This window comes from Mycobacterium sp. IDUB_28, assembly GCF_055419285.1.
This window is the reverse complement of sequence record NZ_JBVAXK010000011.1, coordinates 12,343-39,029: the sequence shown is the minus strand read 5'-3', so window position 1 is coordinate 39,029 and position 26,687 is coordinate 12,343. Positions and strand designations below refer to the sequence as shown.

The window sequence follows — 26,687 nt, the reverse complement described above, 5'->3', positions numbered from 1 at the left end:
GGTCGGCTAGATCGTCGAAGGGGCGGCATCGGCCGGCTTGCGACGACGCCGCCGCCGCCGGGCCGGCGAGCTGGACGTGGCACCGGAGGTCGTCCCGGGTGCCGCGGGCGCGCCCGGGTCGTCAGCAGCGTCACCGCTCGCGACGGGATGCCCGGTGACCGGCTTGCCGCCGCGGGTGCGCTTGCGTTTGGTGGTGCGACGGGGGGGACGGCTGGAACTCTCGTCGCCGGCTTCGCGGCGCTTGACCGGGGCCTTGCGCGGTTCGCCGACGGCGCCGCCCGTCTCGGCCGGGATGGACAGCTCGGTGTACAGGTGCGGGGAGTTGGAGTAGGTCTCGGCCGGGTCGGGCGAGCCCAGGCCCAGTGCCCGGTCGATCGCGGACCAGCGTTCGAGCTCGTCCCAATCCACCAGGGTGACCGCCACGCCGGTGCGTCCGGCGCGGCCGGTGCGTCCGATCCGGTGGACGTACATCTTCTCGTCCTCGGGGCACTGGTAGTTGATGACGTGCGTGACGTCGTCGATGTCGATACCGCGGGCCGCGACGTCGGTGGCGACCAGCACGTTGATGTCGCCGGAGCGGAATGCCTTGAGGGCCTTCTCGCGCGCGATCTGTCCGAGGTCACCGTGCACGGCGCCGACGGCGAAACCGCGCTCCTGCAACTCGTCGGACACCTTCTGGGCGGTGCGCTTGGTCCGGGTGAAGATCATGGTCGCGCCGCGGCCGCCGGCCTGCAGGATGCGGCTGACGAGTTCGATCTTGTCCAGCGCGTGGGCGCGGTAGACGAACTGCTCGGTGGTGTCGTGCACGGCCAGCGAGTGCGGCGCCTCGGCGCGGATGTGGGTGGGCTGGACCATGAAGGTGCGGGCCAGCGTGATGATCGGATCCGGCATGGTCGCCGAGAACAGCATCGACTGCCGGTCGGCCGGGATCTGCCGCAGAATGCGTTCGATGTCGGGCAGAAAGCCCAGGTCAAGCATCTCGTCGGCTTCGTCGAGCACCAGGACGGACAGTCCGCCCAGCTGCAGGTGGCCCTGCTGGCACAGGTCGAGCAGCCGGCCCGGCGTGCCCACCACGACGTCGGCGCCCTTGTGCAGCGCTTCGATCTGCGGCTCGTAGGCCCGGCCGCCGTAGATGGAGACCACCGCCAGCGGGCGCTGCGCCCCGTCGGCGACCTCGGGGTCTTTCGGCGCGGTCAGATACTTGGCCGCGGTCGCCAGGTCGTTGGTGACCTGCAGGCACAGCTCGCGGGTGGGCACGACCACCAGGGCGCGCGGGGCGCCGGTCAGTGGTCGCGTCGCGGTTTCGGAGGTGACGCGCTGCAGCAGCGGCACGCCGAACCCGAAGGTCTTGCCCATGCCGGTACGGGCCTGGCCGATCACGTCTTCGCCGTCGAGCGCGAGCGGCAGGGTCAGTTCCTGGATGGCAAAGGGCGTCTCGATGCCTTTCTCGGCGAGTGCGCGAACTATTTCGTCGCGCACTCCGAGCTGGGCAAAGGTGAGTTCAGGGGCATTTTTGAGTGCGGTCATACGCGGGTTGAAACCTTCCGGTGAAGTAATCGAACTGGTTCGGATTAGTTCGTGCTCTGTCTGTGTCGCGGTTCACGCGCGCACGAAATCCGATTCCGACTACTTCGCCGGGCCCGCGCTCCTGGTCGATCTTTGGGCGGGCGGCTACGTGCACGCACATTTCCTCGGCGGTGGCAGCACAGATTCAGCCACTACCAGTTATCCATGATACCTGCTCATCCGGCGTGACCCGTACTCTTCGGAGCCGGCCTATTAGAGTGTTGCCATGCCTCCACCTTCATCTGCCGACGAGGTGGCGGATTCGCCCGGATCTCAGCTCTCCGCCGATCATCCCGGCGTCAACGAGCTGTTCGCGCTGCTCGCATACGGCGAGGTGGCGGCGTTCTACCGGTTGACCGACGAGGCGCGGATGGCGCCGAATCTGCAGGGCCGCATCTCGATGGCCAGCATGGCTGCCGCCGAAATGGGGCATTACGAACTGCTGCGCGACGCGCTGGAGAGCCGTGGTGTCGACGTAGTCCGGGCGATGTCGAAGTACGTGTCCGCGCTGGAGAACTACCACCGGCTGACCACTCCGAGTACGTGGCTGGAAGCTCTGGTGAAGACCTATGTCGGGGATGCGCTGGCCGCCGATCTGTATCTGGAGATCGCGGGCGGCCTGCCCGACGAGATCGCCGACGTGGTCCGCGCGACGTTGTCCGAGACCGGGCATTCCCAGTTCGTGGTGGCCGAAGTGCGCGCCGCGGTGACCTCCAGCGGCAAACAACGCAGTCGGCTGGCGCTGTGGTCCCGCCGGTTGCTCGGCGAGGCGATCACCCAGGCTCAGTACCTGCTGGCCGACCACGATGAGCTGGTTGACCTGGTACTTTCCGGCGGAGGCGGGCTGGGTCAGCTCGGCGCGTTCTTCGATCGGCTGCAGAAGACGCACGATCAGCGGATGCACGAACTCGGCCTGAGCTGAGCGGGTTCAGCGGGTGCAGGTGGCCAGCGCCGAGTTGTTGGCCGAAGCTTTGACCAACTGACCCTGGGCGTTGACGATCGAGCAGTTCAGCTGGCCGTAGATGCTGGTCGCGATCACCGATTCGGTCTGCACGCCCGGGTTGAGCACGACCATCTTGGACCAGGGCAGGGCCACGTTGAACTCGGTGACCGGGAATCCGCGCGCGTCGGTATAGACGATGTTCACCAGGTCGAACATCTGCTTGGTGCCGGTGACGCTGTAGATGACGGTGCGCGGACTCAGGGCGGCTCCCGGCGGGGTGGTGGTCGGCAGCGGCGCCGCGGTGGGCAGCCTGGTCGGCCCGATGCTGGGCGGCGCCAAGGTGGTGACGGTCTCCGGCGGCAGTTGTCGCGTCGTCGGCGGGTTGGTCGGTGCCGGGGACATGGTGGGCGGGGAGGGCCGGGATGTGGTGGAAATCACCGACTTCGGTGTCGGGGCCCCGACGGTGGCCTTGGTGGTCGCGCTGTCGCCGCTGTTGATGATGACCGCGGTGGCCACGGCGCCGACAGCTGCCACCGCGCCGACCAACAGAGCGGCCGGACGCCACCGGTTGTCGGCCGGCCAGGCCCACTCGTCGTCCCCGTCGTCCCAGGTCTCGTCGGCGTCCTCGTCTTCGACGTATCCGTCGCCGTCTTCGACGTAACCGTCGTCGTCGGCTGGGTAGCCTTCCTCGTCCGGGAAGTCTTCGAGGTCCCGGAAGAAATCGTGGAGGGTGTTACGTATGGTACTGATGTTGCCGATGGTATCGATGTGATTCGGGTGCGGCCCGGATCCGGGGGCGGTTAGACCGAATCGTGACGGGTTCGTTCGCTTACCGCGAACTGCGAGTCGGGGGGCGCGGGGCGGGGTAGGTCAGACCCGTCCACTAGCCTGCTGCAGAGAGACGCCTGCGACGGATACGCCAACGGAAGGGGCCTGCGTGGAGGTCAAGATCGGAATCACGGACAGTCCGCGCGAGCTGGTGTTCTCCAGCGCGCAGACGCCGGCTGAGGTGGAAGAACTGGTCGGCGCGGCGGTGCGCGACGAAGCGGGTGTACTGGCCCTCAACGACGAGCGCGGACGCCGGTTCCTGGTCACCGCGGCCAAGATTGCCTACGTGGAGATCGGGGTCGCCGATGCGCGGCGGGTCGGCTTCGGCGTCGGCGCGGAGGTCGCGGCCAAGGCGGACAGCGGGGCCAAATCCTAGGAGCGGGTGAGCGGCACGTGCGACAGACCACCCCAGGCGAACTGCACGGTCCCGTCCACGGCAGCTGACTTCGAAATCGGTCGATCGGAGTCCAGCCAGTACCGCGCGCTGTCCACGCTCATGCCGACCAGGCCGACGGCGATCATCCGGGCGCGGTGCGGGTCCAGTCCCGAGTCCTCAGCGATCAGCGCGAATACCGCGTCGATGCACGACTCGGTCGCCACCCGCACCTGCGCGGCCACCTCGGGCTCGGTGACGTAGTCGTTCTCGAAAATCAGTCGATAACCCTGACTGTCGTGTTCGATGAAGTCGAAGAACGCCTGCACCGCTGAATGCAGCCGCTGCCGGTTGTCGGTGGTCCGGTCCAGCGCCTGCTGCACGCCGGACACCAGATTGTCCACGTGCCGGTTCAGCACCGCCAGATACAACTCGAGCTTGCTGGAAAAGTGCTGGTAAAGAACCGGTTTGCTGACGCCGGCGCGGTCGGCGATCTCGTCCATCCCGGCGGCGTGGTAGCCGCGGTCGACAAACACGTCGCTGGCGACGATCAGCAGCTGACCGCGACGTTCGTCGCGCGGCAGCCGGCTGCCCCGCCGGTTGGAGGGGGCTGCGCCTTCGCCCGGCCGGACACCGTCGGCCGATCGGACAGCGCGTCGCGGCGCCGCCTTGGCGAGATCGCTCATCACTCCCTCAATCCATTGGTGGTGCGCCCATTTTGCCATCCCCGAAGGCGCGCAGTGTTTCGCAAGAAGACTACTACCTGCGGCGTCCGGCCGATCCGAACCGGTGTCACAGTGCGTCCCAGCACCTGACCGAGGGCGGTTTTCGGGCGCGCCAGGGCCGGATGCCACCGGCAGCTGTGCCATTCTGGGGAAATGACGTCGCCGCGGCCAGATCGCAATACCGGTCGGGTGCCGGTGCTGCGTGACGACTGGCGCGAGCCGCTGCGGGCTCAGCGCGACCCGCTGGGTCAGAGCGCCGGACGGGTCCGCGCCGACCGCGACCGTCCGCGCCAATGGCGCAAGCAATCCTGGCTGGGGCGGTTCGTATCGACCTACGGTTGGCGCGCCTACGCGCTGCCGTTTCTCACGGTGCTCACCCTGGTGGTGGCCTACCAGACGGTGACGGGTACCAATACGCCGCGGCCGTCGGCCAGTTCGATCCACAAAGACCCGCCGACCATCGGCGCGGTCGGCACCTCGATTCTGGACATGCCGCCGCGGGGCCTGGCCGCTTTCGACGCGAACCTGCCGACCGGCACGCTGCCCGAGGGTGGTGCGTTCACCCAGGCCGGCGACAAGACCTGGCGGGTGATTCCCGGCGCCACGCCGCAGATCGGGCAAGGCACCGCCAAAGTCTTCCGCTACACCGTCGAGGTGGAGAACGGTCTGGACCCCACCATGTACGGCGGGGACGACGCGTTCGCCCAGATGGTCGACCGGACGCTGGACAACCCTAAGGGCTGGACACACAACCCGCAGTTCGCGTTCATCCGAATCGACAGCGGCAAGCCGGACTTCCGGATCTCGTTGGTCTCGCCGATGACGGTGCGGGTGGGCTGCGGATACGAATTTCCGCTGGAAACGTCGTGTTACAACCCGTCATTCGGTTCAGACCGCGAATCGCGCGTCTTCATCAACGAAGCCCGCTGGGTGCGCGGGGCGCTGCCGTTCGAGGGTGATGTGGGTTCCTACCGGCAGTACGTGGTCAACCACGAAGTCGGTCACGCCATCGGATACGTGCGGCACGAGCCGTGCGACCAACAGGGCGGTCTGGCGCCGGTGATGATGCAGCAGACGTTCTCCACCGCCAATAACGACGGGGCCAAGTTCGATCCCGATCAGGTCAAGGCCGACGGCAAAACCTGCCGGTTCAACCCCTGGCCGTTCCCCATCGCTTGAGTCGTTTTCCATCGTCGGCCATGGGGACGCGCCTAATCTGAGTCATGTGTCGTCATCGCTGCCGCCATTGGTCGAACCCGCCGCTGAGCTGACCCGCGAGGAGGTGGCCCGCTACAGCCGCCACCTCATCATTCCCGAGCTAGGGGTGGACGGACAGAAGCGGCTCAAGAACGCCCGGGTGCTGGTGATCGGCGCCGGCGGGCTTGGGTCGCCCACGCTGCTCTACCTGGCCGCGGCCGGCGTCGGCACCATCGGCATCGTCGACTTCGACGTGGTCGACGAATCCAATCTGCAACGCCAGGTCATTCACGGCACCGCCGATGTCGGGCGCCCCAAGGCGCAGTCGGCCCGCGAATCGATCGCCACCATCAACCCACTGATCGACGTGCGGCTGCACGAATTCCGGCTGGAGGCCGACAACGCGCTCGAGCTCTTCGCCCAGTACGACCTCATCCTGGACGGTTCGGACAACTTCGCCACCCGGTATCTGGTGAACGACGCCGCCGTGCTGGCGGGCAAACCCTACGTCTGGGGGTCGATCTACAGGTTCGAAGGCCAGGCGTCGGTGTTCTGGGAGGACGCGCCGAACGGACTGGGCCTGAACTACCGCGACCTGTATCCGGAGCCGCCACCACCGGGGATGGTGCCGTCCTGCGCCGAAGGCGGTGTGCTGGGCATCATCTGCGCATCGATCGCATCGGTGATGGGGACCGAAGCGGTCAAGCTGATCACCGGGATCGGTGAGACGCTACTGGGCCGGTTGATGATCTACGACGCGCTGGAGATGAGCTATCGCACGATCAGGATCCGCAAGGACCCGTCGACGCCGACGATCACCGAGCTGATCGACTACGAGTACTTCTGCGGCGCGGTGTCCGACGACGGCGCTGCCGCCGTCGCGGGCTCGACCATCACCCCGGCCGAGCTGCGCACGATGCTGGACTCCGGCACCTCGCTGGCCCTGATCGATGTGCGCGAACAGGTCGAGTGGGACATCAACCACATCGACGGCGCCACGCTGATCCCGAAGTCGCTGATCATGTCCGGGGAGGGCTTGTCGCAGCTGCCGCAGGATCGCAAGGCGGTGCTGTACTGCAAGAGCGGCGTGCGGTCGGCCGAAGCGCTGGCCGCGGTGAAGCGGGCCGGTTTCTCCGACGCGGTGCATCTGCAGGGCGGAATCATGGCCTGGGCGAAGCAGATGCAGCCGGACATGGTCATGTACTAGGGCCAGAGTTCGTGCTCACTGAGACGGAGGCCAGGAATGACAGACACATCGCCAGCGCCGGACGCGGGCTCCTCTGACGAGTTCTGCGAAGAATTCGGGTACGAGCCAGAACTCAAACGAACGCTGGGCTCTTTCCAGGTGTTCGCGGTGTCTTTCGCGTTCATCTCGGTGGCGGTGGGCATCTTCGGTACCTACGACGACCTTCTCCGTAATGCCGGGCCGGTGGGAATCTGGACATGGATCGTCGCTGCGGTCGGCCAGTTGCTCATTGCGCTGGTGGTCGCGCAGTTCGCTGCCCGCATCCCACTCAGCGGCTCGTCCTACCAATGGGGTTCGCGGCTGGCCAACCCCAAGATCGGCTGGTTCTTCGGCTGGCTCACCTTTTGCTACCTGATCACCGGGCTGATGGCGATCGACAGTGCGATGTCCAGCACCTGCCTGATGCCGTTGTTCAACATGGCGCCCGACGAGCACACGGCGCGATTGATCGCCGCAGTGGTGATGGTGATCCAGGCCGTGCTTGCGATTGTCTCGACAAAGATTGTCGCGCTGATCAATTCGGCGGCGGTTGCCGTCGAGCTGACGATCGTTGTGGTCCTCGTGGTCGCGCTCCTGGTGGCGGTGGCCGTGACCGGAGACGGCTCGGTCGGCAATCTCACTTCACGAGGCATCACCGCGAACACGACGGACTACTTCGCCTTCGGAGGAGGGTTGATGGCGGTCATGATCGTGGGACTGGGAACGTTGGTGGGCTTCGACTCGGCAGCGAACATGGCCGAGGAGGCCAAGGACCCCTTCCGAAGCGTGCCGCGCGCGATCGTGGGATCGGTGTTGGCGGCCAGTGTGCTGGGCATGCTGTTTCTGATCGCACTGACCATTGCCATCGACAACATTCCCAGGGTCTCGGCCGCAGACTCGCCCGTCGCGATGATCATGCACGACCAACTGGGAGCGGCGACCGAGCGAATATTTCTGTCCGCCATAGCGATTGCCTTCTTCGGCGGGGGGATGGTCACGCTGACCAGTTGCTCGCGCATGATCTTCGCGATGGCGCGCGATGACCGGTTTCCCGCACACCGACTGATGCGACGGGTGAATCCCCGCACGCAGACGCCGATACCAGCCACCATCGTGCCCGTCGTCATCGGGATTGCGGTACTTGCCGTCCTGCCGGGCAACGCTCTGCTGGAGTTGATCACCTCCGGGACGGTTTTCCCGGCGCTGACGTACGGCATGATCGTTGTTCTCTACCTCGTGGTGCGCAACAAATTGGGCCGGCAGGAAGGGGCATTCGACATCGGCCGGTTCGAGCTGCCGGTGGCGATCTTCGCGCTGATCTGGTCGATATGCGCGCTGGTCATACTGCTCTCGCCCGCCGACGCGGTGGTGCCGCTGATTATCGTGACGAGCCTGCTCGGGGTGGGCGGGTTGTACTTCGGTTACCTGATGATCTTCAACCGCCGGGTTCTCGACCACGAACCCGGTGAAGCCACCGTTTTCTCACACTGATCTGCCGGCGGACCCGCCGGCAGATCCGTCCTTCTTGCCGGCGGCCAGAATCCGCTCGGGTGCATTCGGGTGTTAGCTGTGGTAGCTGTGCCAGGCTCTACTAGGCTGACCGGCGTGAGTGTCGAGCCGCCGCCGGAGCACGTGCTCGCGGCGTTCGGCTTGACCGGTACGGAGCCCGCGGCGCTGGGTGCCGCCTGGGAGGGCGGCTGGCGGTGCGGCGAGGTGGTGTTATCCATGGTTGCCGACAACGCCCGTGCGGCGTGGTCGGCCCGGGTGCGCGAGACCTTGTTCGTCGACGGGGTGCGCCTGGCCCGCCCGGTCCGGTCCACCGACGGGCGCTACGTGGTGTCTGGCTGGCGGGCGGACACCTTCGTCGCCGGCACCCCCGAAGCCCGCCATGACGAGGTCGTCTCTGCGGCGGTCCGGCTGCACGAGGCCACCGGCAAACTGGAGCGGCCCCGCTTTCTGACCCAGGGTCCCACCGCCCCCTGGGCTGACGTCGACGTCTTCATCGCCGCCGATCGCGCCGCCTGGGAGGAACGTCCGCTGCAGTCGGTGCCGCCGGGTGCGCGGACCGCCCCGCCCTCGGCGGACGCCGAACGATCGGTCGAGCTGATCAACCAACTCGCGACGTTGCGCAAGCCGACCCGCAGCCCCAACCAGCTGGTACACGGCGACCTGTACGGCACAGTGCTGTTCGCCGGCACCGCCCCGCCCGGCGTCACCGACATCACCCCGTACTGGCGTCCCGCCTCCTGGGCGGCCGGGGTCGTCGTCGTCGATGCATTGTCGTGGGGGGAGGCCGACGACGGTCTCATCGAACGGTGGAACGCACTGCCCGAGTGGTCGCAGATGTTGTTGCGCGCGTTGATATTCCGTTTGGCCGTTCATGCGCTGCACCCGCGTTCCACCGCCGAGGCGTTTCCCGGGCTGGCCCGCACTGCGGCACTGGTCCGGATGAATCTCTAAGTCCTGGAATCGAACTCGTAGCGGACCTCGCTCAGCGCGATCCGTCCCTCGACCGACAACACCCCTTCGGCACGCAGCAGTTCCAGCTGCCGAGACGTCAGATGCCGGGCCGGTCGCCCGGACGCGGTGATCACCCGGTGCCAGGGTAAGTCCGCGGAGTCGGTGCGCATGATCCAACCGACAATGCGTGGACTGGAAAGCCTTGCGGCAGCGGCAATATCACCATAGGTGGCGACCCGGCCCGGGGGGATGGCAGCGACCAGCGAGCGCACCCGCTCGATCTGCTTGTCGGTGATCTGCGTCATCGCTACCGCGTTGTCAACAGCCTGCGCACCAGCGCGGCGACCGCATCGGGCTTGGCGTGCGGCACCATGTGATCGCATTCGTAGTCCACCAATTCGAACTCGCCGCCCAGCCGGTCACGCAATGCGGCGATCAACCCGTCGCTGACGTAGGGCGGTGCGGTCCACGTGGCCCGCACCAGAGTCGTGGGAATCCCGGCGGGTGGCAACACGACGTCGCGAGCCAACTCGCTCCAGTAGGACATCATTGCCGGCAGGCTGATCCGCCAGCCGTATCGTCCGTTGGGTAGTCGGATCGAGTGCTCGGCCAGGTCGGCTTCGAGTACGGCCGGGTCCACGTCGGCCCAGGAACCGCCGGCCTTCTCCTGGCGGGCCTCATCGCGGTCCGGGTAATCGGGGGCGGCCAGCATCGCCTCGGCGATCTGCGACATCCAGTGGCCGTCCAACCCGATCGCCGGGTCGAGCAACAACAGGGCGCCCACCAGATCCGGGCGCGCCGCAGCCAGATGCATCGCCACCGCGCCGCCGAAAGAGTGGCCCACCACCAGCACCGGCGCGTCGGCTTCGGCGTCCAGCAATGCGGCCACCGCCGCGACGTTGGCCTCGATCGTCCACGGCGCGGCCCACGACGACCTGCCGTGCCCGATCAGATCGGGTGCGGCCACGGCGATCTCGGGCACGTAGTTGGCAAAGTGTCGCCAGCGTTCGCCGTGACCGGTCAGCCCGTGCAGCGCCAGCAGCCGGACCGGGCCGGGCGGTCCGAACCGGTGCGCATGAAGGACGGTGGTCACGCGTCGATGATGCCAGGCGGTCTCATCCCGGCATCCGGGCTGGTCAGCGCTACTTGTCGGACCTGCGTGGTTGCATGCCGGTATGTCATACAGCTGGGGCGCGGCGCAGCAACTGGTGCACCCGGATTGGCGCGGCCTGGTGCGCGTGCTGGGTGGCCCCGGAACCGGCAAGAGCTGCCTGCTGGTTGAGGCGGCCGTCACCCGGATCTCCGCAGGCGTGGATCCGGAAGCTGTTCTGCTGCTTACCGGTTCGGGCCGGCTCGGCACGCGGGAACGCAGCGCGGTGACCTCCGCCTTGCTGCGCTCGAGCCACGGTCGGCCCGTCGTGGGCGAGCCGTTGGTACGCACCGTGCACAGCTACGCCTACTCCGTGCTGCGGCGGGCGGCCGAACGTAGCGGCGGGCCACCGCCGCGGTTGCTGACCGGCGCCGAGCAGGACGCTATCGTCCGCGAACTGCTGGCCGGTGACCTCCAGGACGGCGCGTCCTGGCCCGCTCATCTGCTGCCCGCGCTGCCCACCGCGGGATTCGCCAACGAACTGCGAAACCTGCTGGCGCGCTGCGCTGAACGCGGGGTCGAGCCACTCGAGCTCGAACGGTTGGGTGGCTCCTGCGGCCGGCCGGAGTGGGTCGCGGCCGGTCGATTCGCCCGGCAGTACGAGCAGGTGATGTTGTTGCGCGCGGCGGTCGGGACGGCCGCCCCGCAGGCCACCGCACCTGCACTGGCCGCCGCCGAACTGGTCGGGGCGGCACTGGAGGCGTTTGCGGTCGATCCTGAGCTGCTGGCCGCTGAACGTGCCCGGCTCCGAGTGCTTCTGGTCGACGATGCCCAGCAACTCGATCCGCAGGCCGCGCAGCTGGTGCGCGCGTTGGCTGTCGGTGCCGATGTCGCGCTGATCGCGGGTGACCCGAACCAGGCGGTGTTCGGGTTCCGGGGCGGTGATCCGGGGCTGCTGCTGGGCGGTGACCACCCAGCGGTGACGCTGAGCGCCTCACATCGGTGCGCGCCGGGCGTCGCCCGCGCGGTGAGCGGCATCGCGAGTCGGTTGCCCGGTGCTTGCCCCGGCCGGCGCATCGACGGCACCGGGGACGATGGGCGCTTCGGTGGAGTGAGCGTCCGCTTGGCCGCTTCGGCGCATGCCGAAGGCGCGCTGATCGCCGATACCCTGCGACGTGCGCACCTCGTCGACGGTGTGCCGTGGTCGCAGATGGCGGTGATCGTCCGGTCGGTGCCACGCGCCGGCGGGCGGTTGCCTCGAGCGCTCGCCGCCGCCGGTGTTCCGGTCGCGATCCCCGCGACAGGCGGGCCGCTGGCTGAGAAACCCGCGGTGCGCGCGCTGCTCACCGTCCTTCTCGCCGCCGCCGACGGACTCGACGGCGACGACGCGCTGGCACTGCTCACCGGACCGATCGGCCGGGTCGACCCCGTCTCGCTTCGCCAGTTGCGCAGGACGTTGCAGCGCAGGCAGGACGGCACGTTCGCCGAGCTGTTGGTGCAGACGCTCACCGGGGACAAACCACCCGCTCCCGGAGCGCAAGCCGCTGCGCTGCGGCGAGTGCGCGCCGTGCTGGACGCGGCAGTCGATTGCCACCGCAACGGCCAGGATCCGCGCTACACGCTGTGGGCGGCCTGGCACCGGTCGGGTCTGCAGCGGCGCTGGCTGACGGCAATCGAGCGCGGTGGGCCGGCGGGGGAGCAGGCCGCGCGGGACCTCGCAGCGGTGACGGCGCTATTCGACATCACCGACGACTTCGTGTCCCGCACGTCGGGGGCGTCGCTGCGCGGACTCGTCGAGCATGTCGCGGCGTTGCAGCTGCCGCAATCCACCGCCGACCTCACGTCGCCGTCCGAACAGGTCAAGGTGCTCAGCGCGCACGCCGCCCTGGGTCACGAATGGGACCTGGTGGTGATAGCCGGACTGCAGGACGGATTGTGGCCCAACATGATTCCGCGGGGTGGCGTGTTGGCCACCCAGCGACTGCTCGATGAACTCGACGGGGTGGGTGACCATGCGTCGGTACGGGCGCCGCTGCTGGCCGAGGAGCGCCGGCTGCTGGTGGCCGCGATGGGCCGGGCGCGGCGTCACCTGGTGCTGACCGCCGTGGACAGCGCCGACGGCGGTGGACACGAAGCCGCGTTGCCGTCACCGTTCTTTTTCGAGGCCGCTCAGTGGGCGCACGGTGAAGTCGAGGAGCCGCAACCTGTTTCGGCGCCGCGCGTGCTGTCGACGCCCGCGGTGGTGGGCCGGTTGCGGGCAGTGGTGTGTGCACCCGACGGCACGGTCGGCGAGGCCGCACGGGCCTGCGCGGCAACCCAATTGGCGCGCCTGGCGAAAGCTGGCGTGCCGGGCGCGAATCCGGCGGACTGGCACGGTCTAACCACGGTCAGCACCGACGCGCCGCTGTCCAAACCCGACGACACCGTGACGTTGACGCCGTCGACCCTGCAGACGCTCAACGACTGTCCGCTGCGCTGGCTGGTTGAGCGGCACGGCGGGACCAACCCGCGGGAGCTGCGCTCCACTGTCGGCTCGGTGATGCATGCGCTGGTCGCCGAGTCCGGCCGCACCGAGTCGCAGCTGCTGGCGGAGCTGGACCGCGTCTGGCAACACCTTCCGTTCGAGGCGCCCTGGCATTCGGCCAACGAGCTGGCCCGCCACCGCGCCATGATCCAGGCGTTCGTCCAGTGGCGTGCGCAAACACGCGGCGAGCTGACCGAGGTCGGTGTCGAGGTCGGTGTCGACGGGATGCTCGACAAGGAGCACGGTGGGGGCCGCGAGATCCGACTGCGCGGCCGCATCGACCGGCTCGAGCGTGACGCCGCCGGTCGGCTGGTGATCGTCGACGTCAAGACCGGCAAGTCGCCGGTCAGCAAAGACGATGCGCAGCAGCACGCGCAGTTGGCGATGTATCAGCTGGCCGTGGCCGAAGGCATGATGTCCGACGGCGACGAGCCCGGCGGCGCCCGGTTGGTCTATCCCGGTAAGACCGGGGCCTCGGGCGCCACTCAACGCGAGCAGGATCCGCTGACGCCGCAGGCTCGGGAGAACTGGCGCGACCTGATCGGCCGCGCCGCCGAAGCGACGGTCGGGCCGCATTTCGTCGCCCGGCGCAACGACGGCTGTTCGCATTGCCCGGTCCGACCCTCCTGCCCCGCACACGCCGACGGGCCGGCGCAGTGACTCCGCGCTACAGCCCCGCCGAATTAGCTGGTGCGCTGGGCGTTTTACCACCCACCGACGAGCAGGCCGCAGTGATCGCGGCACCGCCGGGGCCGCTAGTGGTGATCGCCGGCGCCGGCGCCGGCAAGACCGAGACCATGGCTGCCCGCGTGGTGTGGCTGGTCGCCAACGGGTATGCCGAACCCGGCCAGGTGCTCGGCCTGACGTTCACCCGCAAGGCTGCCGGTCAGCTGCTGCGCCGCGTCCGGACCCGGCTGGCCCGCCTGTCGAGCCTCAACGCCGACTCGGGGCAAACGCCCCAACCCGCAGCCACCCCGACGGTCAGCACGTACCACGCGTTCGCCGGTTCGCTGTTGCGCGAATACGGGCTGTTGCTGCCGATCGAACCCGACACCCGGTTGCTCACCGAAACCGAGATGTGGCAGCTGGCGTTCGACGTGGTCAACCGATACCGCGGCGAACTGCACACGGAGAAGACGCCGGCCGCGGTCACCTCCCTGGTCTTGCGGCTGTGGGGTCAGCTCGCCGAACACCTCGTCGACACCGGTCAGCTCCGTGATACCCACATGGAGCTGGAGCGGCTGGTGCACACGCTGCCGCCCGGTCCGCGCCAGCGGGACAGCGGCCCCAACCAGTCGTTGCTGCGGATGCTGGCCACGCAGACCGACCGCGCCGAGCTGGTACCGCTGCTGGACGCGCTCCAGGACCGCCTGCGGGCCGACAAGGTCATGGACTTCGGCATGCAGATGGCCTCCGCTGCGCAGCTGGCGGCCGAGTTCCCGCAGGTGGGTCAGGAGTTGCGCAGCCGCTACCGGGTGGTGTTGCTGGACGAGTACCAGGACACCGGCCATTCCCAACGCATCGCGCTGTCGTCGCTGTTCGGTGGCGGCTGTGATGACGGACTGGCGCTCACGGCGGTCGGCGACCCGATCCAGTCGATCTACGGGTGGCGCGGCGCCTCGGCGACCAACCTGCCGCGGTTCACCACCGACTTCCCGCTCGCCGACGGGTCGCCGGCGCCGACCCTGGAACTGCGCACCAGCTGGCGCAACCCGCCCAGCACGCTGCATCTCGCCAACGCCATATCGGCCGAGGCCCGACGCCGGTCGGTCGCGGTACGGCCACTGCGCCCGCGCCCGGATGCCCCGCCCGGAACTGTCCGCTGTGCCCTGCTTGCCGACGTGCAAACCGAGCGCGACTGGATCGCCGACCACATAGCGCAGCGGTACCGGCAGGCCCGCGACGACGGCAGCGCACCACCCACCGCGGCGGTGCTGGTCCGCCGCAACGCCGACGCCGCCCCGATCGCCGACGCGCTGCGCGTTCGCGGAATCCCGACCGAGGTCGTCGGCCTGGCCGGTCTGCTGTCGGTCCCTGAGGTCGCCGACCTGGTGGCCATGCTGCGCCTGGTTGCCGACCCGACCGCCGGCGCGGCCGCCATGCGGGTGCTGTCCGGTCCGCGCTGGCGTCTGGGCGGACGGGATATCGCCGCGCTGTGGCGCAGGGCGCAGGAGTTGGGCGACGCGCCCACCGCACCGGTGAATGCGACCGAACCTGCCTGCGCCGAAGCCATCGCGATGACGGCCGGCTCAGCTGCCGACTCGCCCTGCCTGGCCGACGCCATCTGCGATCCGGGTCCGGCCGCCGGTTACTCCCCGGCCGGCTACGAGCGCATCAACGCCCTCGCCGGCGAGCTGACCGGGCTACGCGGCCACCTCGGATACTCCCTGCCCGATCTGGTCGCCGAGGTGCGCCGGGTATTGGGGCTCGACTGTGAGGTTCGTGCCCGGGCCGCTCTGCCGTGGTCGGGCACCGAGCACCTGGACGCCTTCGCCGACGAGGTCGCCGGCTACGCCGAGCGCACCGGCAACTCGAACACCGCGTCGGTCGCCGGCCTGCTGGCCTACCTCGACGTGGCCGGCGAGGTAGAGAACGGTTTGGCGCCGGCTCAACCCGCCGTCACCCGCGACCGGGTCCAAGTGCTCACCGTGCACGCCGCGAAGGGCCTGGAATGGCAGCTGGTGGCGGTGGCACACCTGTCGGGCGGCACCTTCCCGTCGACCGCGTCGCGCAGCAGCTGGCTCACCGACTCCGGTGAGCTGCCGCCGCTGTTGCGCGGTGACCGCTCCCGAGCCGGCGCACTCGGCATCCCGGTACTGGACACATCGGCGGTGACCAATCGAAAGCAGTTGTCGGACAAGATCGCCGAGCATCGCGCCGCACTCGACCAGCGACGCATCGACGAGGAGCGCCGCCTGCTGTATGTCGCTGTCACCCGCGCCGAAGACACTCTGTTGGTGTCCGGTCACCAGTGGGGTGCCACGGGAATCAAGCCTCGGGGGCCTTCGGAATTCCTCTGCGAGGCCAGGGAGATCATCGATCGTTCCGCCCAGCACGGCCAACCCTGCGGCACGGTCGAACAGTGGTCGCCCGCGCCCGCGGACGGGGAGCGAAACCCGTTGCGGGACAACGTCATCGAGGCAGTATGGCCAGTCGACCCGCTGGCTTCGCGCCGCAGTGACGTCGAACGCGGCGCGGCACTGGTGTCCGCCGCCATCTCCGCCGGGAACCTCCGGACCGGACCGGCCGATGCTGAGGGCTGGGCCGCCGACGTCGATGCACTGCTGGCCGAGCGGGCCCGCGCCGCACAACCCCCCAGCCATCGGCTGCCGAACCAGGTCTCGGTCAGCGGACTGGTGGAACTCGCGCGCGACCCCGATGGCGCCGTGTTGCGGCTGATTCACCGGCTGCCCACCCGCCCTGACCGGCATGCATTGTTGGGCAACGCATTTCACGCCTGGGTGCAGCGTTTCTACGGTACCGAGCTGCTGTTCGACCTCGGAGATCTGCCGGGGGCTGCTGATTCCGACGTCGGCGAACCCGCCGAGCTGGCCGCCCTGCAGACCGCGTTCGCCGCGTCACCATGGGCGGCCCGCACCCCGATCGCGATCGAGGTGCCCTTCGAGATGCCGATCGCCGACACCGTGGTCCGCGGCCGCATCGACGCGGTGTTCGCCGACGACGACGGCGGCACCACCGTGGTGGACTGGAAGACCGGGGAACCACCGCGCGGCCCGGAAGCCAAACGCCAGGCCGCTGTCCAGCTCGCCGTCTACCGGATGGCGTGGGCGGCCCTGCACGGTTGTCCGCAAGAGTCGGTACGTACCGCATTCCACTACGTGCGCAGCGGAACCACCGTCGTCCCGGACGAGCAACCCGGCGCCGACGAACTGGCGGTTCTGCTGACCGACTCCAGTCGCCCCCGCAGCCCCTGATCGTGGTTTCATGATGGACGTGCGGGTGACGTGCGCTGGGACCAGTACGGGTTTCCGTGGCGAAAGGTAGCTGGCGGCGGCTGAGGCGTCTCGACGAAAGGTTGACCGCCCAGCCCAGTTACGCCCTGGTCGGTGTACTGCGTATTCCGCAGGGTCGATCCAGCCCTGCCCGCATCATCTCCCGCCGCATCGCCATCGCCCTGGCGGCATTGTTCGTCGGCGCCACGACTGTCTACCTCGACCGCGACGGCTACCACGACGTGCAGGGCGATCGCCTGACCTTCCTGGACTGCCTCTACTACTCGGCGGTGACACTGTCGACGACCGGATACGGCGACATCACGCCGATCTCGGAGTTCGCGCGCGCGGCGAACGTGCTGATCATCACGCCGCTTCGCATCGCGTTCCTGATCCTGTTGGTCGGCACCACGCTCGAGGTCGTCACCGAAACGTCGCGGCAGGCATTCAAAATCCAGCGTTGGAGGAGCAGAGTGCGCAACCACACCGTCGTCATCGGATACGGGACCAAGGGCAAGACCGCGATCGCAGCGATGCTCGGCGACGACGTGGCACCCGGCGAAATCGTCGTCGTCGACACCGACCGCACCGCCCTGGACCGCGCCGCGTCCGCCGGCCTGGTGACCGTGCACGGCGACGCCACCAAATCCGACGTGCTGCGGCTGGCCGGCACCCAGCACGCGGCCTCGATCGTGGTGGCCACCAGCCGCGACGACACCGCGGTCCTGGTGACGTTGACGGCGCGCGAGCTCTCGCCGAAGGCCAAGATCGTGGCGTCCATCCGGGAGACCGAAAACCAGCACCTGCTGCAGCAGTCCGGAGCGGATTCGGTGGTGGTGTCCTCCGAGACCGCCGGCCGGTTGCTCGGCCTGGCCACCACCACCCCCAGCGTCGTACAGATGATCGAAGACCTGCTGACCCCGGAAGGCGGATTGGCGATCGCCGAACGCGAGGTGGAGCAGGCCGAGGTTGGCGGCTCGCCGCGGCACCTGCGCGACATCGTGCTCGGCGTGGTCCGGGACGGAAGGTTGCTGCGCATCGACGCACCCGAGGTCGACGCGGTCGAGGCCAGCGACCGATTGCTGTACATCCGCCACGGGGGGCATTGATGCCCCTCGATTTCCAGCTGCGCGACGTCCCGCTGTTGTCCCGCATCGGTGCCGACCGCGCCGACCAGCTGCGCACCGACATCGACGCGGCAACGGCGGGGTGGGCCGAGGCCGCCCTGCTTCGGGTCGACAACCGCAACCAGGTGTTGGCCGCCGACGGCAAAGTGGTGTTGGGTGCTGCCGCCGCACTCGGCGACAAACCACCCGCTGAGGCGGTCTTCCTGGGCCGCGTCGAGGGCGGCCGCCACGTCTGGGCCATCCGCGCCGCACTTGAGCCGCCCGATGACGCCCCCGACGACGTCGAAGTGCTCGACCTACGCAGGCTCGGTCGCATCATCGATGACACCAGCAGCCAACTGGTCTCCGCCGCACTGGCATTGCTGAACTGGCATGACAGCGCCCGCTTCAGCCCGCTGGACGGCACGCCCACCAAGCCGGCCCGGGCCGGGTGGTCGCGGGTCAATCCGCTCACCGGGCACGAGGAGTTCCCCCGGGTCGACCCCGCGGTCATCTGTCTGGTGCACGACGGCGGCGACCGGGCCGTCCTGGCCCGCCAGGCGAACTGGCCGCCACGCATGTTCTCGCTGCTGGCCGGTTTCGTCGAGGCCGGCGAGTCGTTCGAAGTGTGTGTAGCGCGGGAGATCCGGGAGGAGATCGGGCTCACCGTCCGCGACGTCCGCTACCTCGGCAGCCAACCGTGGCCGTTTCCCCGCTCCCTGATGGTCGGGTTCCACGCGCTGGCCGACGCCGACGAGCCGTTCTCCTTCAACGACGGCGAGATCGCCGAGGCGGCCTGGTTCACCCGCGACGAGGTGCGCGCGGCGCTCGACGCCGGCGACTGGACCAGTGCGTCGGACTCCAAACTGCTGCTGCCCGGGTCGATTTCGATTGCCCGGGTGATCATCGAATCATGGGCCGCTATGTGATGCGATCGGTGATGTTGTCCAGGATGGCGGACGCGATCCGTTCGGCGGGCTCGATGCCCAGCACGCCGACCGACATCAACACCGCGTTCTTGACCCGGTACTGATGGCTCCACCCGTTGTCGGTGATCCGCAGTGACGATGTGTCCGGTTTGTCCAGCTTGAAGTCGTATTTCGGGTCGTGCAGGGCCACGCACGCGTTCAGCGAGGCGTGCAGCTGGTCCAGTGCGCTGCGCGCGGCATGCGCGTCCGGATAGATCGCTACGGCCTGATTGACCGAGTCGACCATGGCCAGCCCGCCCGGGTCGATGTCATCGGTGACCCCGCTGTAGCCGGCGCTACGGAATTCCGTCCAGCCGCCGGCGAACGTCAGGTCACTGGTTCCGGCTGCCCGGCACGGCCCCGGGGCATTGACGTCGCCGACCGGCGGATGCCGAAGATCGGCGTGCGCATGGGCGGTCAGTTCCTCGTAATTGGCGATGCGCCGCACGTCGTCGATGCTCACGATCAACGCGTCGGCTCCGGTCGCGGCGGAAGTCGGCGTGGCCGAGGTGTTGCTGTCGGAGCATCCGGCGACCAGGGTCATCGCGCAACACACAGCCAGAACCGCTCGTTGGAGCAGCGCTGACGCCATGGTCCTCATCGTAAAGCCCGGTACTACCGGGCCTGCGCATCAACGACGCCGGAAACCGCTGTGTCTAGCCGGCGGCCAGCTTCGCCTTGACCTCACCCGCACTCGGGTTGGTCAGGGTGGACCCGTCGGCGAACTTCACCGTGGGAACCGTGCGGTTGCCGCCGTTGACGGAACTGACGAACTCCGCTGCTGCCGCGTCGCGTTCGATGTCCACCTCGTCGTAGGGGATGCCCTGGGCCTTGAGCGCGGTCTTCAGCCGGAAGCAGTACCCACACCAGGTGGTCGAATAGACGGTGAGCGCAGCGTTGGTCATGACTCGTTAACGTAACGAAGCGATGAACCATTCCGAACGTGGCCCCGCCGAAAACCGCGACACGCCAGGTTTGTCGGCCCGCGCTGCGAAGATGGACGCCATGTCTGTGGTGACCGACCCGTTGACCGCGGGCCTGGACGACGAGCAGCGCGAAGCGGTGCTGGCCGCGCGCGGGCCGGTCTGTGTGCTGGCCGGTGCCGGAACCGGCAAGACGCGCACCATCACCCACCGCATCGCTCACCTCGTCGCCGACGGGCATGTCGCCCCCGGCCAGGTGCTGGCGGTGACGTTCACCCAGCGCGCGGCCGGTGAGATGCGGTCCCGACTGCGCTCGCTGGATGCCGCCGCCCAGCTGGGTGCCGGTGTCGGCTCGGTGCAGGCACTGACTTTCCACGCTGCGGCGCGTCGCCAGTTGCGCTATTTCTGGCCGCGGGTGGTCGGCAACACCCGCTGGGAGTTGCTGGATACCAAATTCGCCGTGGTGGCCCGTGCGGCCAGCCGGTCCCGGCTCAACGTCAGCACCGACGACGTGCGCGACCTGGCCGGCGAGATCGAGTGGGCCAAGGCGTCATTGATCGGCCCCGAGGAATACCCGGGTGCGGTGGCCGCCGCCGGCCGCGACACCCCGCTGGACGCCGAGCAGGTCGCGGCCGTCTACACCGCCTATGAGGCGCTCAAGGTTCGCGACGAGGACGTCACGTTGCTCGACTTCGACGACCTGCTGCTGCACACCGCTGCGGCGATCGAAAACGACGCCGCGGTGGCCGGCGAATTCCGGGACCGTTATCGCTGCTTCGTCGTCGACGAATACCAGGACGTCACGCCGCTGCAGCAACGGGTGCTCTCGGCGTGGCTGGGCGACCGGGACGATCTGACCGTGGTCGGCGACGCCAACCAGACCATCTACTCGTTCACCGGCGCCTCACCGCGCTTCCTGCTGGACTTCTCCCGCCGATTCCCGGGTGCCACCGTGGTGCGGCTGGAACGCGACTACCGGTCCACCCCGCAGGTGGTGTCGCTGGCCAACCAGGTCATCGCCGCCGCCCGGGGCCGCGTCGCGGGCAGCCGACTGCAGCTGATCGGCCAGCGCCCACCGGGTCCGGCGCCGTCCTTCCGGGAACACCCCGACGAGGCCACCGAGGCTGCCGCGGTGGCCGCCAAGATCGCGGGCCTCATCGAATCCGGCACCGCGCCAAGCGAAATCGCGATTCTGTACCGGGTCAACGCGCAGTCTGAGGTGTATGAGGAAGCGCTGACCGAAGCCGGTATCGCCTATCAGGTCCGCGGGGGTGAGGGGTTCTTCAACCGTCAGGAAATCAAGCAGGCGCTGCTGGCCCTGCACCGCAGCGCCGAACGCGGTGCCGATGGTCCGCTGCCCGAATTGGTCCGCGCCGTCCTCGAGCCGCTGGGATTGACGGCCGGCGAGCCCGCCGGTACCAAAGCCCGCGAACGCTGGGAGGCCCTCACCGCGCTGGCCGAGTTGGTCGACGACGAAGTCGCCCTGCGTCCAGAGCTGCAACTGCCGGAGTTGGTGGCCGAGCTGCGCAAGCGTGCGGACGCCCGGCACCCACCGGTGGTGCAAGGTGTCACGCTGGCGTCGCTGCACGCCGCGAAGGGCCTGGAGTGGGATGCGGTGTTTCTGGTCGGGCTGGCCGACGGCACGCTGCCCATCTCGCACGCGCTGGCGCGCGGCCCCGACAGCGAGCCGGTCGAAGAAGAGCGCCGTCTGTTCTACGTCGGAATCACAAGGGCACGTGTGCATTTGGCGTTGAGCTGGGCGCTGTCGCGGACCCAGGGCGGACGTCAGACGCGTAAGCCGTCGCGGTTCCTCAACGGCATCGCGCCTGAGCTGCGCGGCGATCCGGCGCCGGCCAGGTCGCGGCGCAACCGCGGCCCGTCGCGCTGCCGGATCTGCAACAAGGACCTCACCACGCCGGCGGCCATCATGCTGCGGCGCTGCACCACCTGCGCCGGTGACGTGGACGAAGACCTGCTGCTCAAACTCAAGGCGTGGCGCTCGGACCGGGCCAAGGAACACAAGATCGCCCCGTTCATGGTTTTCAGCGACAACACCCTGGTCGCGATCGCCGAGATGCTGCCGACCGACGACGAGGGCCTGATCGCCATCCCCGGCATCGGCGCCACCAAACTCGCGCAGTACGGGCCGGATCTGCTCGAAATGGTCCGGCACCCGCGCTGACCGGTAAACCCGCAGGTCAGAAAATCGGTTGTCGCAACAGGCTGGGACGCATTACCCTCGAAACGCATTCTGCCGGCCGGTATCGAAGGCTGGTGCGCAGAGCAACCTGGAAGGAGGGTGGCCCGCGATGTTCAACACGATCGACGTAACTGCGTCCGGCGTAGGCGTGGCTGCCCGCATGCTCTCGAGCACCATTGCCGCCGCCGCTGCGGCGGCCGCGGGTAAGCACCGCGTCGCCGCCGCGACTGAAGCGTCCATGGATTGGGGCTGCATATAACGACGTAGCAAGCCCAGTTTCGCCAAATGGCCACGGACCCGAAGTCACCAGGATCCGTGGCCATAGCTTTCGGGAAGCCCGATTCCCGACCTGGCCCGGATCGCCGAGAAGACAGCCAAACCGACCAGGAAGCAGGTGAACAGGACATGTCGGCTCTGACAGTCCCCAGACAGACGCTGCCGTGTCACGGCGGCGATCCCGACCTGTGGTTCGCCGAGACACCGGCGGACCTTGAGCGCGCCAAGACGCTGTGCACGGACTGCCCGGTCCGGCGGCAGTGCCTGACCGCCGCACTCGACCGGGCCGAACCGTGGGGGGTGTGGGGCGGCGAGATATTCGAGCGGGGCTCGATCGTCAGCCGCAAGCGCCCGCGCGGACGTCCGCGCAAGCAGGCCGCGTAGGCAACGTCAACTCAGACGGGTACCGCGTCCGGTTCGCTGAAGCCCGGGATCAGCTCCTCCGAGAGCGCCTTGATCGGCACCCGGGCGTCCAGCTGACACAGGATCGCGGCCACCGACGCGATCACCCGCATCGGGATCGCCAGCTTGGGCGGCAGGTCCATCTGCCGTGCCGTCTTGATCTGCGCGACGGACCGGTCGAACTGGCTGACCGTCATCCGCTGCAGCCACTTACGGGTGTAGTGGAAGACCTCGACCTCGATGGGTTCGACGTACTGGCGCAGCATCTCGTCGATCTCGCGGACCGACACGTCCTGGCCCCGCTGGATGAACCCGACCTTCTCCATGGTGGGCAGCAGCAGGTCGTAGTTCTTGTCGCGGGCCAGCCGGATGGTCATCCCGAGTTCGATGGGATAGCCGCCCGGCAGCGGTGCCACCGCGCCGAAGTCGATGACGCCGAGACGCCCGTCGGGCAGCAGCATGAAGTTGCCGGGGTGGGCGTCGCCGTGCAGCATCTCCAACCGGCGTGGCGCGTCGAAGGTGAGTTCGAGCAGCCGGACGCCGATCAGGTCGCGTTGCTCGGTGGTGCCGTGCCGGATGATCTCGGCCATGTGCAGGCCGTCGATCCACTCCTGGATCACCACCTTCGGCGCGCTGGCCACCACATGCGGCACCAGGAAGTGCGGGTGACCCTCGTAGGCCTTGGCGAAGGCCCGCTGATTGTCGGCTTCCAGGCGGTAGTCCAGTTCCATCTCGGTGCGTTCGATCAACTCGTCCACCACGCCCTGGACGTCGGCGCCGGGGGCGAGTTGCTTGAACACGCCGACCAGCCGCTGCATGGTCTTGAGGTCGGCGCGCAGGGCTTCGTCGGCACCCGGGTACTGGATCTTGACGGCGACTTCGCGACCGTCGTTCCAGATCGCCTTGTGCACCTGGCCGATGCTGGCCGACGCCACCGGGGTGTCGTTGAATTCACGGAAACGTTCGCGCCATTTGGTGCCGAGCTGGGCGTCGAGGACCCGGTGCACCTTGGCGGCCGGCAACGGGGGGGCGTCTTTCTGCAGTTTGGTCAGCGCTTCGCGGTAGGGCTCACCGAACTGCTCGGGGATGGCGGCTTCCATCACCGACAGCGCCTGGCCGACTTTCATCGCGCCGCCCTTGAGCTCGCCGAGCACGGTGAACAGCTGGTTCGCCGCCTTTTCCATCAGCTCGGCGTTGACTTCGTCCCGCGACTTGCCGGTTAACCGCTTGCCGAAGCCCAGAGCGGCCCGGCCGGCCATGCCGACCGGCAGGCTGGCGAGTTTTGCATTGCGGGCCGCACGGCCACGCTTGATTTCTGACACTCCACCATCATCCATCACGGCCAGGGCATCCGTTGCATCGATTCCGCACAGTCAGCGGTGGTTCGTCAGCGATATGTAGTCTCTTCGGGTCGCACTCGAACACTTCCCCAGATTCCCTGTCCCGGAGGGTGGACCGACCGTATGTCAGCCAAACAAACCCAGCACGACGCCGCCGACGCCTTGTTCCGGGCCATCATCGAAACCCTGGACAAGCACCGCAATGAGCGGACCCTGACCGAAGACGTGCTGGACTCCCTGGCCCGGGCCTACGCGTCGATCTCGACGAACGTCCCCGAGCAGGGCCGGTTGGGCTAACACTGGCACAGCGGGTGCCGGGTCCACTGGCGCGCGACGATGGCGCTGCTGTTCAGGTCGAATTCCAGCGTCGCGTTCAGGGCCGACGGGGGAGCGGGCCGCTGGCCGCGGACCGCAGCGATGACCTGGTTCACCTGGCCGAGCGCCAGCGCCGCAGTCGCCAGCAGGGTGGCCCGGTCCGCGACGCCGACGGTGTCGCGCAGTTGCGCGGCGATGGCGGGCCACGCCGCGTCGCGGTCGCGGCGGTGCAAGTCCGCGCAGCTCAAGCAGCTGGTGACGCCCGGGATGACGAGCGGTCCGACCAGCCCGGTGCCGTCGCGTACCCGTACCGCCAGGTGTGGGACACCCGTGCTGTGCAGATCGCGCAGGATCCGCGGATCGGCAACCAAATAATCGGCCAACACCACCAGGTCGACGGTGCTGGACACCGTCGCGTGCGGTTGGCTGCTGTGCCCGATCCGGACCCCCGAGCTGCGCAGGGCCGGCACCAGTAGGTCAGACAGCGGACCCCGTCCGTGCACCCTGATCGACGCCGCGCGGGCGGCGGTGGGTCGCGAACCTCGGGTCGCGACCCCGTGGTTGACCAGCTGGGTGACCAGGTCGGTCAGGTCCTCGCCGTCGGCCTGGCGCTGCAGCTCGGTCATCGGCGTCGGTGACCGCATGGACCGCAACACGGCGGCCAGTTTCGTCGCGGTCAATTCACCGGGCGGGCGGACCAGCACGGCCCGGCGCGGATCCCAGCCCACCTGGACCGCGCCGTCGGGTCGCAGCAGCACCGGCATGGCCGGGTCCAGGCAGTACAAGCAAGGTGCGGGCCGCGCCATGACGTGTCACGCTGCCACGCCTGCGGGGACCGTCGTACTCAGTTATCCACAGGACCGGTGTCGTGGCCGTCGTCGTCGAGCTTGGCCTGCAGGTCCGAAAGCGCCTTGTCGATCCCGCTGGTGTCGCCGCCGATCACCGCGTCGATGAAGGCCGCTGGGTCGTCCAGGTCGTCCGCGCCGGGCAGTAGGTCAGGGTGTTGCCAGACCGCGTCGCGCACATCCATGCCCGCAGCCTGCGTCAGGCGCTCCCACAACGCCCCGGCCTCGCGCAGTTTGCGCGGGCGCAGTTCCAGCCCGACCAGCGTGGCGAACGTCTGTTCGGCGGGTCCGCTGCTGGCCCGGCGTCGGCGCAACGTCTCGCTCAGCGCAGCTTCGCCGGGCAGGCGGTCACCGACGGCGGCGGTCACCACCGTCTGCACCCATCCCTCGATCAACGCGAGCAGCGTCTCCAGCCGTTCCAGCGCCTGAGTCTGCGCCGGGGTGGCCTTGGGCTCGAACACCCCCTGGCTTAACAGCTGTTCCATGGCGGCCGGGTCGGCCAGCGACGCCGGGTTGAAGTCGCGGGCCAGCTCCTCGATTCCGCTCATGTCGATCTGCATGCCCTGGGCGTAGGCCTCGACGGCGCCGAGCAGCTGGCTGGACAACCAGGGCACGTGACTGAACAACCGGTGATGGGCGGCCTCGCGGGCGGCCAGAAACGTCATGATCTCGCTGCGCGGCTGCTCGAGCCCGGCGGCGAAGGCCTCCACCGCGTCGGGCATGATCGCGGCAATTCCTTTGGGCCCTAACGGTAGACCGATGTCGGTGGAGGTCAGCACTTCCTTGGACAGCCGGCCCAGGGCTTGGCCGAGCTGAGAGCCGAATGCGATGCCGCCCATCTGCGACATGACCTGCAGCAGTGGCCCCGCCATACCCTTGGCTTCCTCCGGCAGCGAGGACACCCACACCGACGAAATCTGTTGCGCCATCGGGTCGCACAGCCGTTTCCAGGTGTGCAGGGTGTTGTCGACCCAATCGGTGGGGCTCCAGCCCGTGGCCCTGGTGGTGCCGGCCGGCAGTGCCGTGGCGCCGTTCAGCCACGTCTCGGCCAGGTGCACCGCGTCGGAGATCGCCGAATTGGTGGTGGCCGGAATGGGAGCGACGAACCCGAGCGAACCGGACGCCACCTGGCGGGCCAGGTCGTAGTTGACCGGGCCGCTGTCCTTTCCCGATGCCCCCGACGCCATCGCGCTGCCGACACCGCCGAACATCTCACCCAGCCGGGTGAACAGCTGGCCGAGGTTGGCCATGTCGAAGTCGCCGCCCAAACCGAACGGGTTCGCGCCCGATCCGGAGTTGGGATCGTTCTTCCCGCGCTTCTCGTGCTCGGGGTCGTCTCCCGAGGAGAAGCCGAAGGGCAGGTCAGCCATGGGGCCAACGGTACCCACCGGGGAAACAGAAAGCGCGGTGCGCCGTCACGCTCGCAGC

Annotated in this window: 24 protein-coding genes; 14 read left to right on the top strand and 10 right to left on the bottom strand. The window is 68.5% G+C overall.

The window, feature by feature from the left end:
* Window positions 1–6: 6 nt before the first annotated feature.
* Window positions 7–1,527, bottom strand: coding sequence for a DEAD/DEAH box helicase (locus ACZYZ9_RS21165; RefSeq protein ID WP_463828236.1), 1,521 nt, complete (start codon window positions 1,525–1,527; stop codon window positions 7–9).
* A 265-nt stretch (window positions 1,528–1,792) separates the two neighbouring features.
* On the opposite strand from ACZYZ9_RS21165, the gene ACZYZ9_RS21160 reads away from it, so the two are divergent.
* The gene (locus ACZYZ9_RS21160; protein WP_463828235.1) at window positions 1,793–2,488 is read left to right on the top strand and encodes a ferritin-like fold-containing protein; all 696 of its coding nucleotides are present in this window, start codon (window positions 1,793–1,795) and stop codon (window positions 2,486–2,488) included.
* A 6-nt stretch (window positions 2,489–2,494) separates the two neighbouring features.
* Here ACZYZ9_RS21160 and ACZYZ9_RS21155 read toward each other — a convergent pair whose 3' ends face one another.
* The gene (locus ACZYZ9_RS21155) at window positions 2,495–3,250 is read right to left on the bottom strand and encodes an MmpS family transport accessory protein (protein ID WP_463828347.1); all 756 of its coding nucleotides are present in this window, start codon (window positions 3,248–3,250) and stop codon (window positions 2,495–2,497) included.
* 196 nt (window positions 3,251–3,446) lie between these two features.
* On the opposite strand from ACZYZ9_RS21155, the gene ACZYZ9_RS21150 reads away from it, so the two are divergent.
* Window positions 3,447–3,713 (top strand): DUF3107 domain-containing protein, encoded by a 267-nt coding sequence (locus ACZYZ9_RS21150; protein ID WP_463828234.1) that lies wholly within the window; start codon window positions 3,447–3,449, stop codon window positions 3,711–3,713.
* Here the strand turns inward: ACZYZ9_RS21150 and ACZYZ9_RS21145 are convergent.
* Complete coding sequence (locus tag ACZYZ9_RS21145) at window positions 3,710–4,396, bottom strand: TetR/AcrR family transcriptional regulator (RefSeq protein WP_463828233.1); 687 nt, start codon at window positions 4,394–4,396, stop codon at window positions 3,710–3,712. The two genes, ACZYZ9_RS21150 and ACZYZ9_RS21145, sit on opposite strands and share 4 nt — an antisense overlap.
* Before the next feature lie 192 nt (window positions 4,397–4,588).
* On the opposite strand from ACZYZ9_RS21145, the gene ACZYZ9_RS21140 reads away from it, so the two are divergent.
* The 4 genes from ACZYZ9_RS21140 (at window position 4,589) to ACZYZ9_RS21125 (ending at window position 9,317) form a co-directional block, all read left to right on the top strand.
* On the top strand, window positions 4,589–5,614 hold the full coding sequence (locus ACZYZ9_RS21140; protein ID WP_463828232.1) for a DUF3152 domain-containing protein: 1,026 nt from the start codon (window positions 4,589–4,591) through the stop codon (window positions 5,612–5,614).
* Window positions 5,615–5,660: 46 nt separating this feature from the next.
* Complete coding sequence (gene moeZ, locus ACZYZ9_RS21135; protein ID WP_463828231.1) at window positions 5,661–6,839, top strand: adenylyltransferase/sulfurtransferase MoeZ; 1,179 nt, start codon at window positions 5,661–5,663, stop codon at window positions 6,837–6,839.
* 36 nt (window positions 6,840–6,875) lie between these two features.
* Window positions 6,876–8,348, top strand: coding sequence for an APC family permease (locus tag ACZYZ9_RS21130; RefSeq protein ID WP_463828230.1), 1,473 nt, complete (start codon window positions 6,876–6,878; stop codon window positions 8,346–8,348).
* A gap of 114 nt (window positions 8,349–8,462) precedes the next feature.
* Window positions 8,463–9,317 carry a TIGR02569 family protein gene (locus ACZYZ9_RS21125; RefSeq protein WP_463828229.1) on the top strand — a complete coding sequence of 285 codons (855 nt, stop codon included), beginning with the start codon at window positions 8,463–8,465 and terminating at the stop codon, window positions 9,315–9,317.
* Here the strand turns inward: ACZYZ9_RS21125 and ACZYZ9_RS21120 are convergent.
* Together ACZYZ9_RS21120 and ACZYZ9_RS21115 are read right to left on the bottom strand one after the other, a co-directional pair.
* Window positions 9,314–9,622 (bottom strand): MGMT family protein, encoded by a 309-nt coding sequence (locus tag ACZYZ9_RS21120; protein ID WP_463828228.1) that lies wholly within the window; start codon window positions 9,620–9,622, stop codon window positions 9,314–9,316. The two genes, ACZYZ9_RS21125 and ACZYZ9_RS21120, sit on opposite strands and share 4 nt — an antisense overlap.
* A gap of 2 nt (window positions 9,623–9,624) precedes the next feature.
* Window positions 9,625–10,410, bottom strand: a complete 786-nt coding sequence (locus tag ACZYZ9_RS21115; protein WP_463828227.1) for an alpha/beta fold hydrolase — start codon at window positions 10,408–10,410, stop codon at window positions 9,625–9,627.
* A gap of 82 nt (window positions 10,411–10,492) precedes the next feature.
* Here ACZYZ9_RS21115 and ACZYZ9_RS21110 point away from each other — a divergent pair, with 82 nt between their 5' ends.
* The 4 genes from ACZYZ9_RS21110 to nudC are packed head-to-tail and all read left to right on the top strand — an operon-like array spanning window position 10,493 to window position 18,919.
* A complete protein-coding gene (locus ACZYZ9_RS21110; protein WP_463828226.1) occupies window positions 10,493–13,591 on the top strand; it encodes an ATP-dependent helicase in 3,099 nt (1,032 codons plus the stop codon).
* Window positions 13,558–16,866: an ATP-dependent helicase gene (locus tag ACZYZ9_RS21105; RefSeq protein WP_463828346.1), complete on the top strand. Its 3,309-nt coding sequence runs from the start codon at window positions 13,558–13,560 to the stop codon at window positions 16,864–16,866. The genes ACZYZ9_RS21110 and ACZYZ9_RS21105 overlap by 34 nt, the downstream gene beginning before the upstream one ends.
* Window positions 16,867–16,922: 56 nt before the next feature.
* Window positions 16,923–17,993, top strand: a complete 1,071-nt coding sequence (locus tag ACZYZ9_RS21100; protein ID WP_463828225.1) for a potassium channel family protein — start codon at window positions 16,923–16,925, stop codon at window positions 17,991–17,993.
* Window positions 17,993–18,919 carry an NAD(+) diphosphatase gene (nudC, locus tag ACZYZ9_RS21095; protein WP_463828224.1) on the top strand — a complete coding sequence of 309 codons (927 nt, stop codon included), beginning with the start codon at window positions 17,993–17,995 and terminating at the stop codon, window positions 18,917–18,919. Before ACZYZ9_RS21100 ends, nudC begins: the two co-directional genes overlap by 1 nt.
* On the opposite strand, the gene ACZYZ9_RS21090 is transcribed toward nudC, so the two are convergent.
* Together ACZYZ9_RS21090 and mrx1 are read right to left on the bottom strand one after the other, a co-directional pair.
* On the bottom strand, window positions 18,912–19,550 hold the full coding sequence (locus ACZYZ9_RS21090; protein ID WP_463828223.1) for a sensor domain-containing protein: 639 nt from the start codon (window positions 19,548–19,550) through the stop codon (window positions 18,912–18,914). The two genes, nudC and ACZYZ9_RS21090, sit on opposite strands and share 8 nt — an antisense overlap.
* A gap of 64 nt (window positions 19,551–19,614) precedes the next feature.
* Entirely contained in the window at window positions 19,615–19,863 is a 249-nt protein-coding gene (gene mrx1 / locus ACZYZ9_RS21085; protein WP_463828222.1) for a mycoredoxin Mrx1, read from the bottom strand.
* A 100-nt stretch (window positions 19,864–19,963) separates the two neighbouring features.
* Here mrx1 and ACZYZ9_RS21080 point away from each other — a divergent pair, with 100 nt between their 5' ends.
* The 3 genes from ACZYZ9_RS21080 (at window position 19,964) to ACZYZ9_RS21070 (ending at window position 22,741) form a co-directional block, all read left to right on the top strand.
* Window positions 19,964–22,063, top strand: a complete 2,100-nt coding sequence (locus tag ACZYZ9_RS21080; protein WP_463828221.1) for an ATP-dependent DNA helicase UvrD2 — start codon at window positions 19,964–19,966, stop codon at window positions 22,061–22,063.
* A 127-nt stretch (window positions 22,064–22,190) separates the two neighbouring features.
* Entirely contained in the window at window positions 22,191–22,340 is a 150-nt protein-coding gene (locus ACZYZ9_RS21075; RefSeq protein ID WP_463828220.1) for a hypothetical protein, read from the top strand.
* 146 nt (window positions 22,341–22,486) lie between these two features.
* Window positions 22,487–22,741, top strand: a complete 255-nt coding sequence (locus ACZYZ9_RS21070) for a WhiB family transcriptional regulator (protein WP_463828219.1) — start codon at window positions 22,487–22,489, stop codon at window positions 22,739–22,741.
* Window positions 22,742–22,752: 11 nt separating this feature from the next.
* On the opposite strand, the gene ACZYZ9_RS21065 is transcribed toward ACZYZ9_RS21070, so the two are convergent.
* On the bottom strand, window positions 22,753–24,096 hold the full coding sequence (locus tag ACZYZ9_RS21065) for a macrolide-binding ATPase MABP-1 (RefSeq protein WP_463828218.1): 1,344 nt from the start codon (window positions 24,094–24,096) through the stop codon (window positions 22,753–22,755).
* A 126-nt stretch (window positions 24,097–24,222) separates the two neighbouring features.
* Here ACZYZ9_RS21065 and ACZYZ9_RS21060 point away from each other — a divergent pair, with 126 nt between their 5' ends.
* Window positions 24,223–24,396, top strand: coding sequence for a hypothetical protein (locus ACZYZ9_RS21060; protein ID WP_463828217.1), 174 nt, complete (start codon window positions 24,223–24,225; stop codon window positions 24,394–24,396).
* Here the strand turns inward: ACZYZ9_RS21060 and ACZYZ9_RS21055 are convergent.
* Together ACZYZ9_RS21055 and ACZYZ9_RS21050 are read right to left on the bottom strand one after the other, a co-directional pair.
* The gene (locus tag ACZYZ9_RS21055; protein WP_463828216.1) at window positions 24,393–25,220 is read right to left on the bottom strand and encodes a cyclodehydratase; all 828 of its coding nucleotides are present in this window, start codon (window positions 25,218–25,220) and stop codon (window positions 24,393–24,395) included. The genes ACZYZ9_RS21060 and ACZYZ9_RS21055 overlap by 4 nt on opposite strands.
* A 38-nt stretch (window positions 25,221–25,258) precedes the next feature.
* Entirely contained in the window at window positions 25,259–26,629 is a 1,371-nt protein-coding gene (locus tag ACZYZ9_RS21050) for a zinc-dependent metalloprotease (RefSeq protein WP_463828215.1), read from the bottom strand.
* Window positions 26,630–26,687 lie beyond the last annotated feature (58 nt).

Excerpts from the sequence above, each read along its gene's own strand:
- ACZYZ9_RS21165 (WP_463828236.1), bottom strand. The coding sequence starts at position 1,527 with ATGACCGCACTCAAAAATGCCCCTGAACTCACCTTTGCCCAGCTCGGA.
- ACZYZ9_RS21160 (WP_463828235.1), top strand. The coding sequence starts at position 1,793 with ATGCCTCCACCTTCATCTGCCGACGAGGTGGCGGATTCGCCCGGATCT.
- ACZYZ9_RS21145 (WP_463828233.1), bottom strand. The coding sequence starts at position 4,396 with ATGAGCGATCTCGCCAAGGCGGCGCCGCGACGCGCTGTCCGATCGGCC.
- ACZYZ9_RS21140 (WP_463828232.1), top strand. The coding sequence starts at position 4,589 with ATGACGTCGCCGCGGCCAGATCGCAATACCGGTCGGGTGCCGGTGCTG.
- ACZYZ9_RS21130 (WP_463828230.1), top strand. The coding sequence starts at position 6,876 with ATGACAGACACATCGCCAGCGCCGGACGCGGGCTCCTCTGACGAGTTC.
- ACZYZ9_RS21120 (WP_463828228.1), bottom strand. The coding sequence starts at position 9,622 with ATGACGCAGATCACCGACAAGCAGATCGAGCGGGTGCGCTCGCTGGTC.
- ACZYZ9_RS21110 (WP_463828226.1), top strand. The coding sequence starts at position 10,493 with ATGTCATACAGCTGGGGCGCGGCGCAGCAACTGGTGCACCCGGATTGG.
- nudC (WP_463828224.1), top strand. The coding sequence starts at position 17,993 with ATGCCCCTCGATTTCCAGCTGCGCGACGTCCCGCTGTTGTCCCGCATC.
- ACZYZ9_RS21090 (WP_463828223.1), bottom strand. The coding sequence starts at position 19,550 with ATGGCGTCAGCGCTGCTCCAACGAGCGGTTCTGGCTGTGTGTTGCGCG.
- mrx1 (WP_463828222.1), bottom strand. The coding sequence starts at position 19,863 with ATGACCAACGCTGCGCTCACCGTCTATTCGACCACCTGGTGTGGGTAC.
- ACZYZ9_RS21080 (WP_463828221.1), top strand. The coding sequence starts at position 19,964 with ATGTCTGTGGTGACCGACCCGTTGACCGCGGGCCTGGACGACGAGCAG.
- ACZYZ9_RS21075 (WP_463828220.1), top strand. The coding sequence starts at position 22,191 with ATGTTCAACACGATCGACGTAACTGCGTCCGGCGTAGGCGTGGCTGCC.
- ACZYZ9_RS21070 (WP_463828219.1), top strand. The coding sequence starts at position 22,487 with ATGTCGGCTCTGACAGTCCCCAGACAGACGCTGCCGTGTCACGGCGGC.
- ACZYZ9_RS21065 (WP_463828218.1), bottom strand. The coding sequence starts at position 24,096 with ATGGATGATGGTGGAGTGTCAGAAATCAAGCGTGGCCGTGCGGCCCGC.
- ACZYZ9_RS21060 (WP_463828217.1), top strand. The coding sequence starts at position 24,223 with ATGTCAGCCAAACAAACCCAGCACGACGCCGCCGACGCCTTGTTCCGG.
- ACZYZ9_RS21055 (WP_463828216.1), bottom strand. The coding sequence starts at position 25,220 with ATGGCGCGGCCCGCACCTTGCTTGTACTGCCTGGACCCGGCCATGCCG.
- ACZYZ9_RS21050 (WP_463828215.1), bottom strand. The coding sequence starts at position 26,629 with ATGGCTGACCTGCCCTTCGGCTTCTCCTCGGGAGACGACCCCGAGCAC.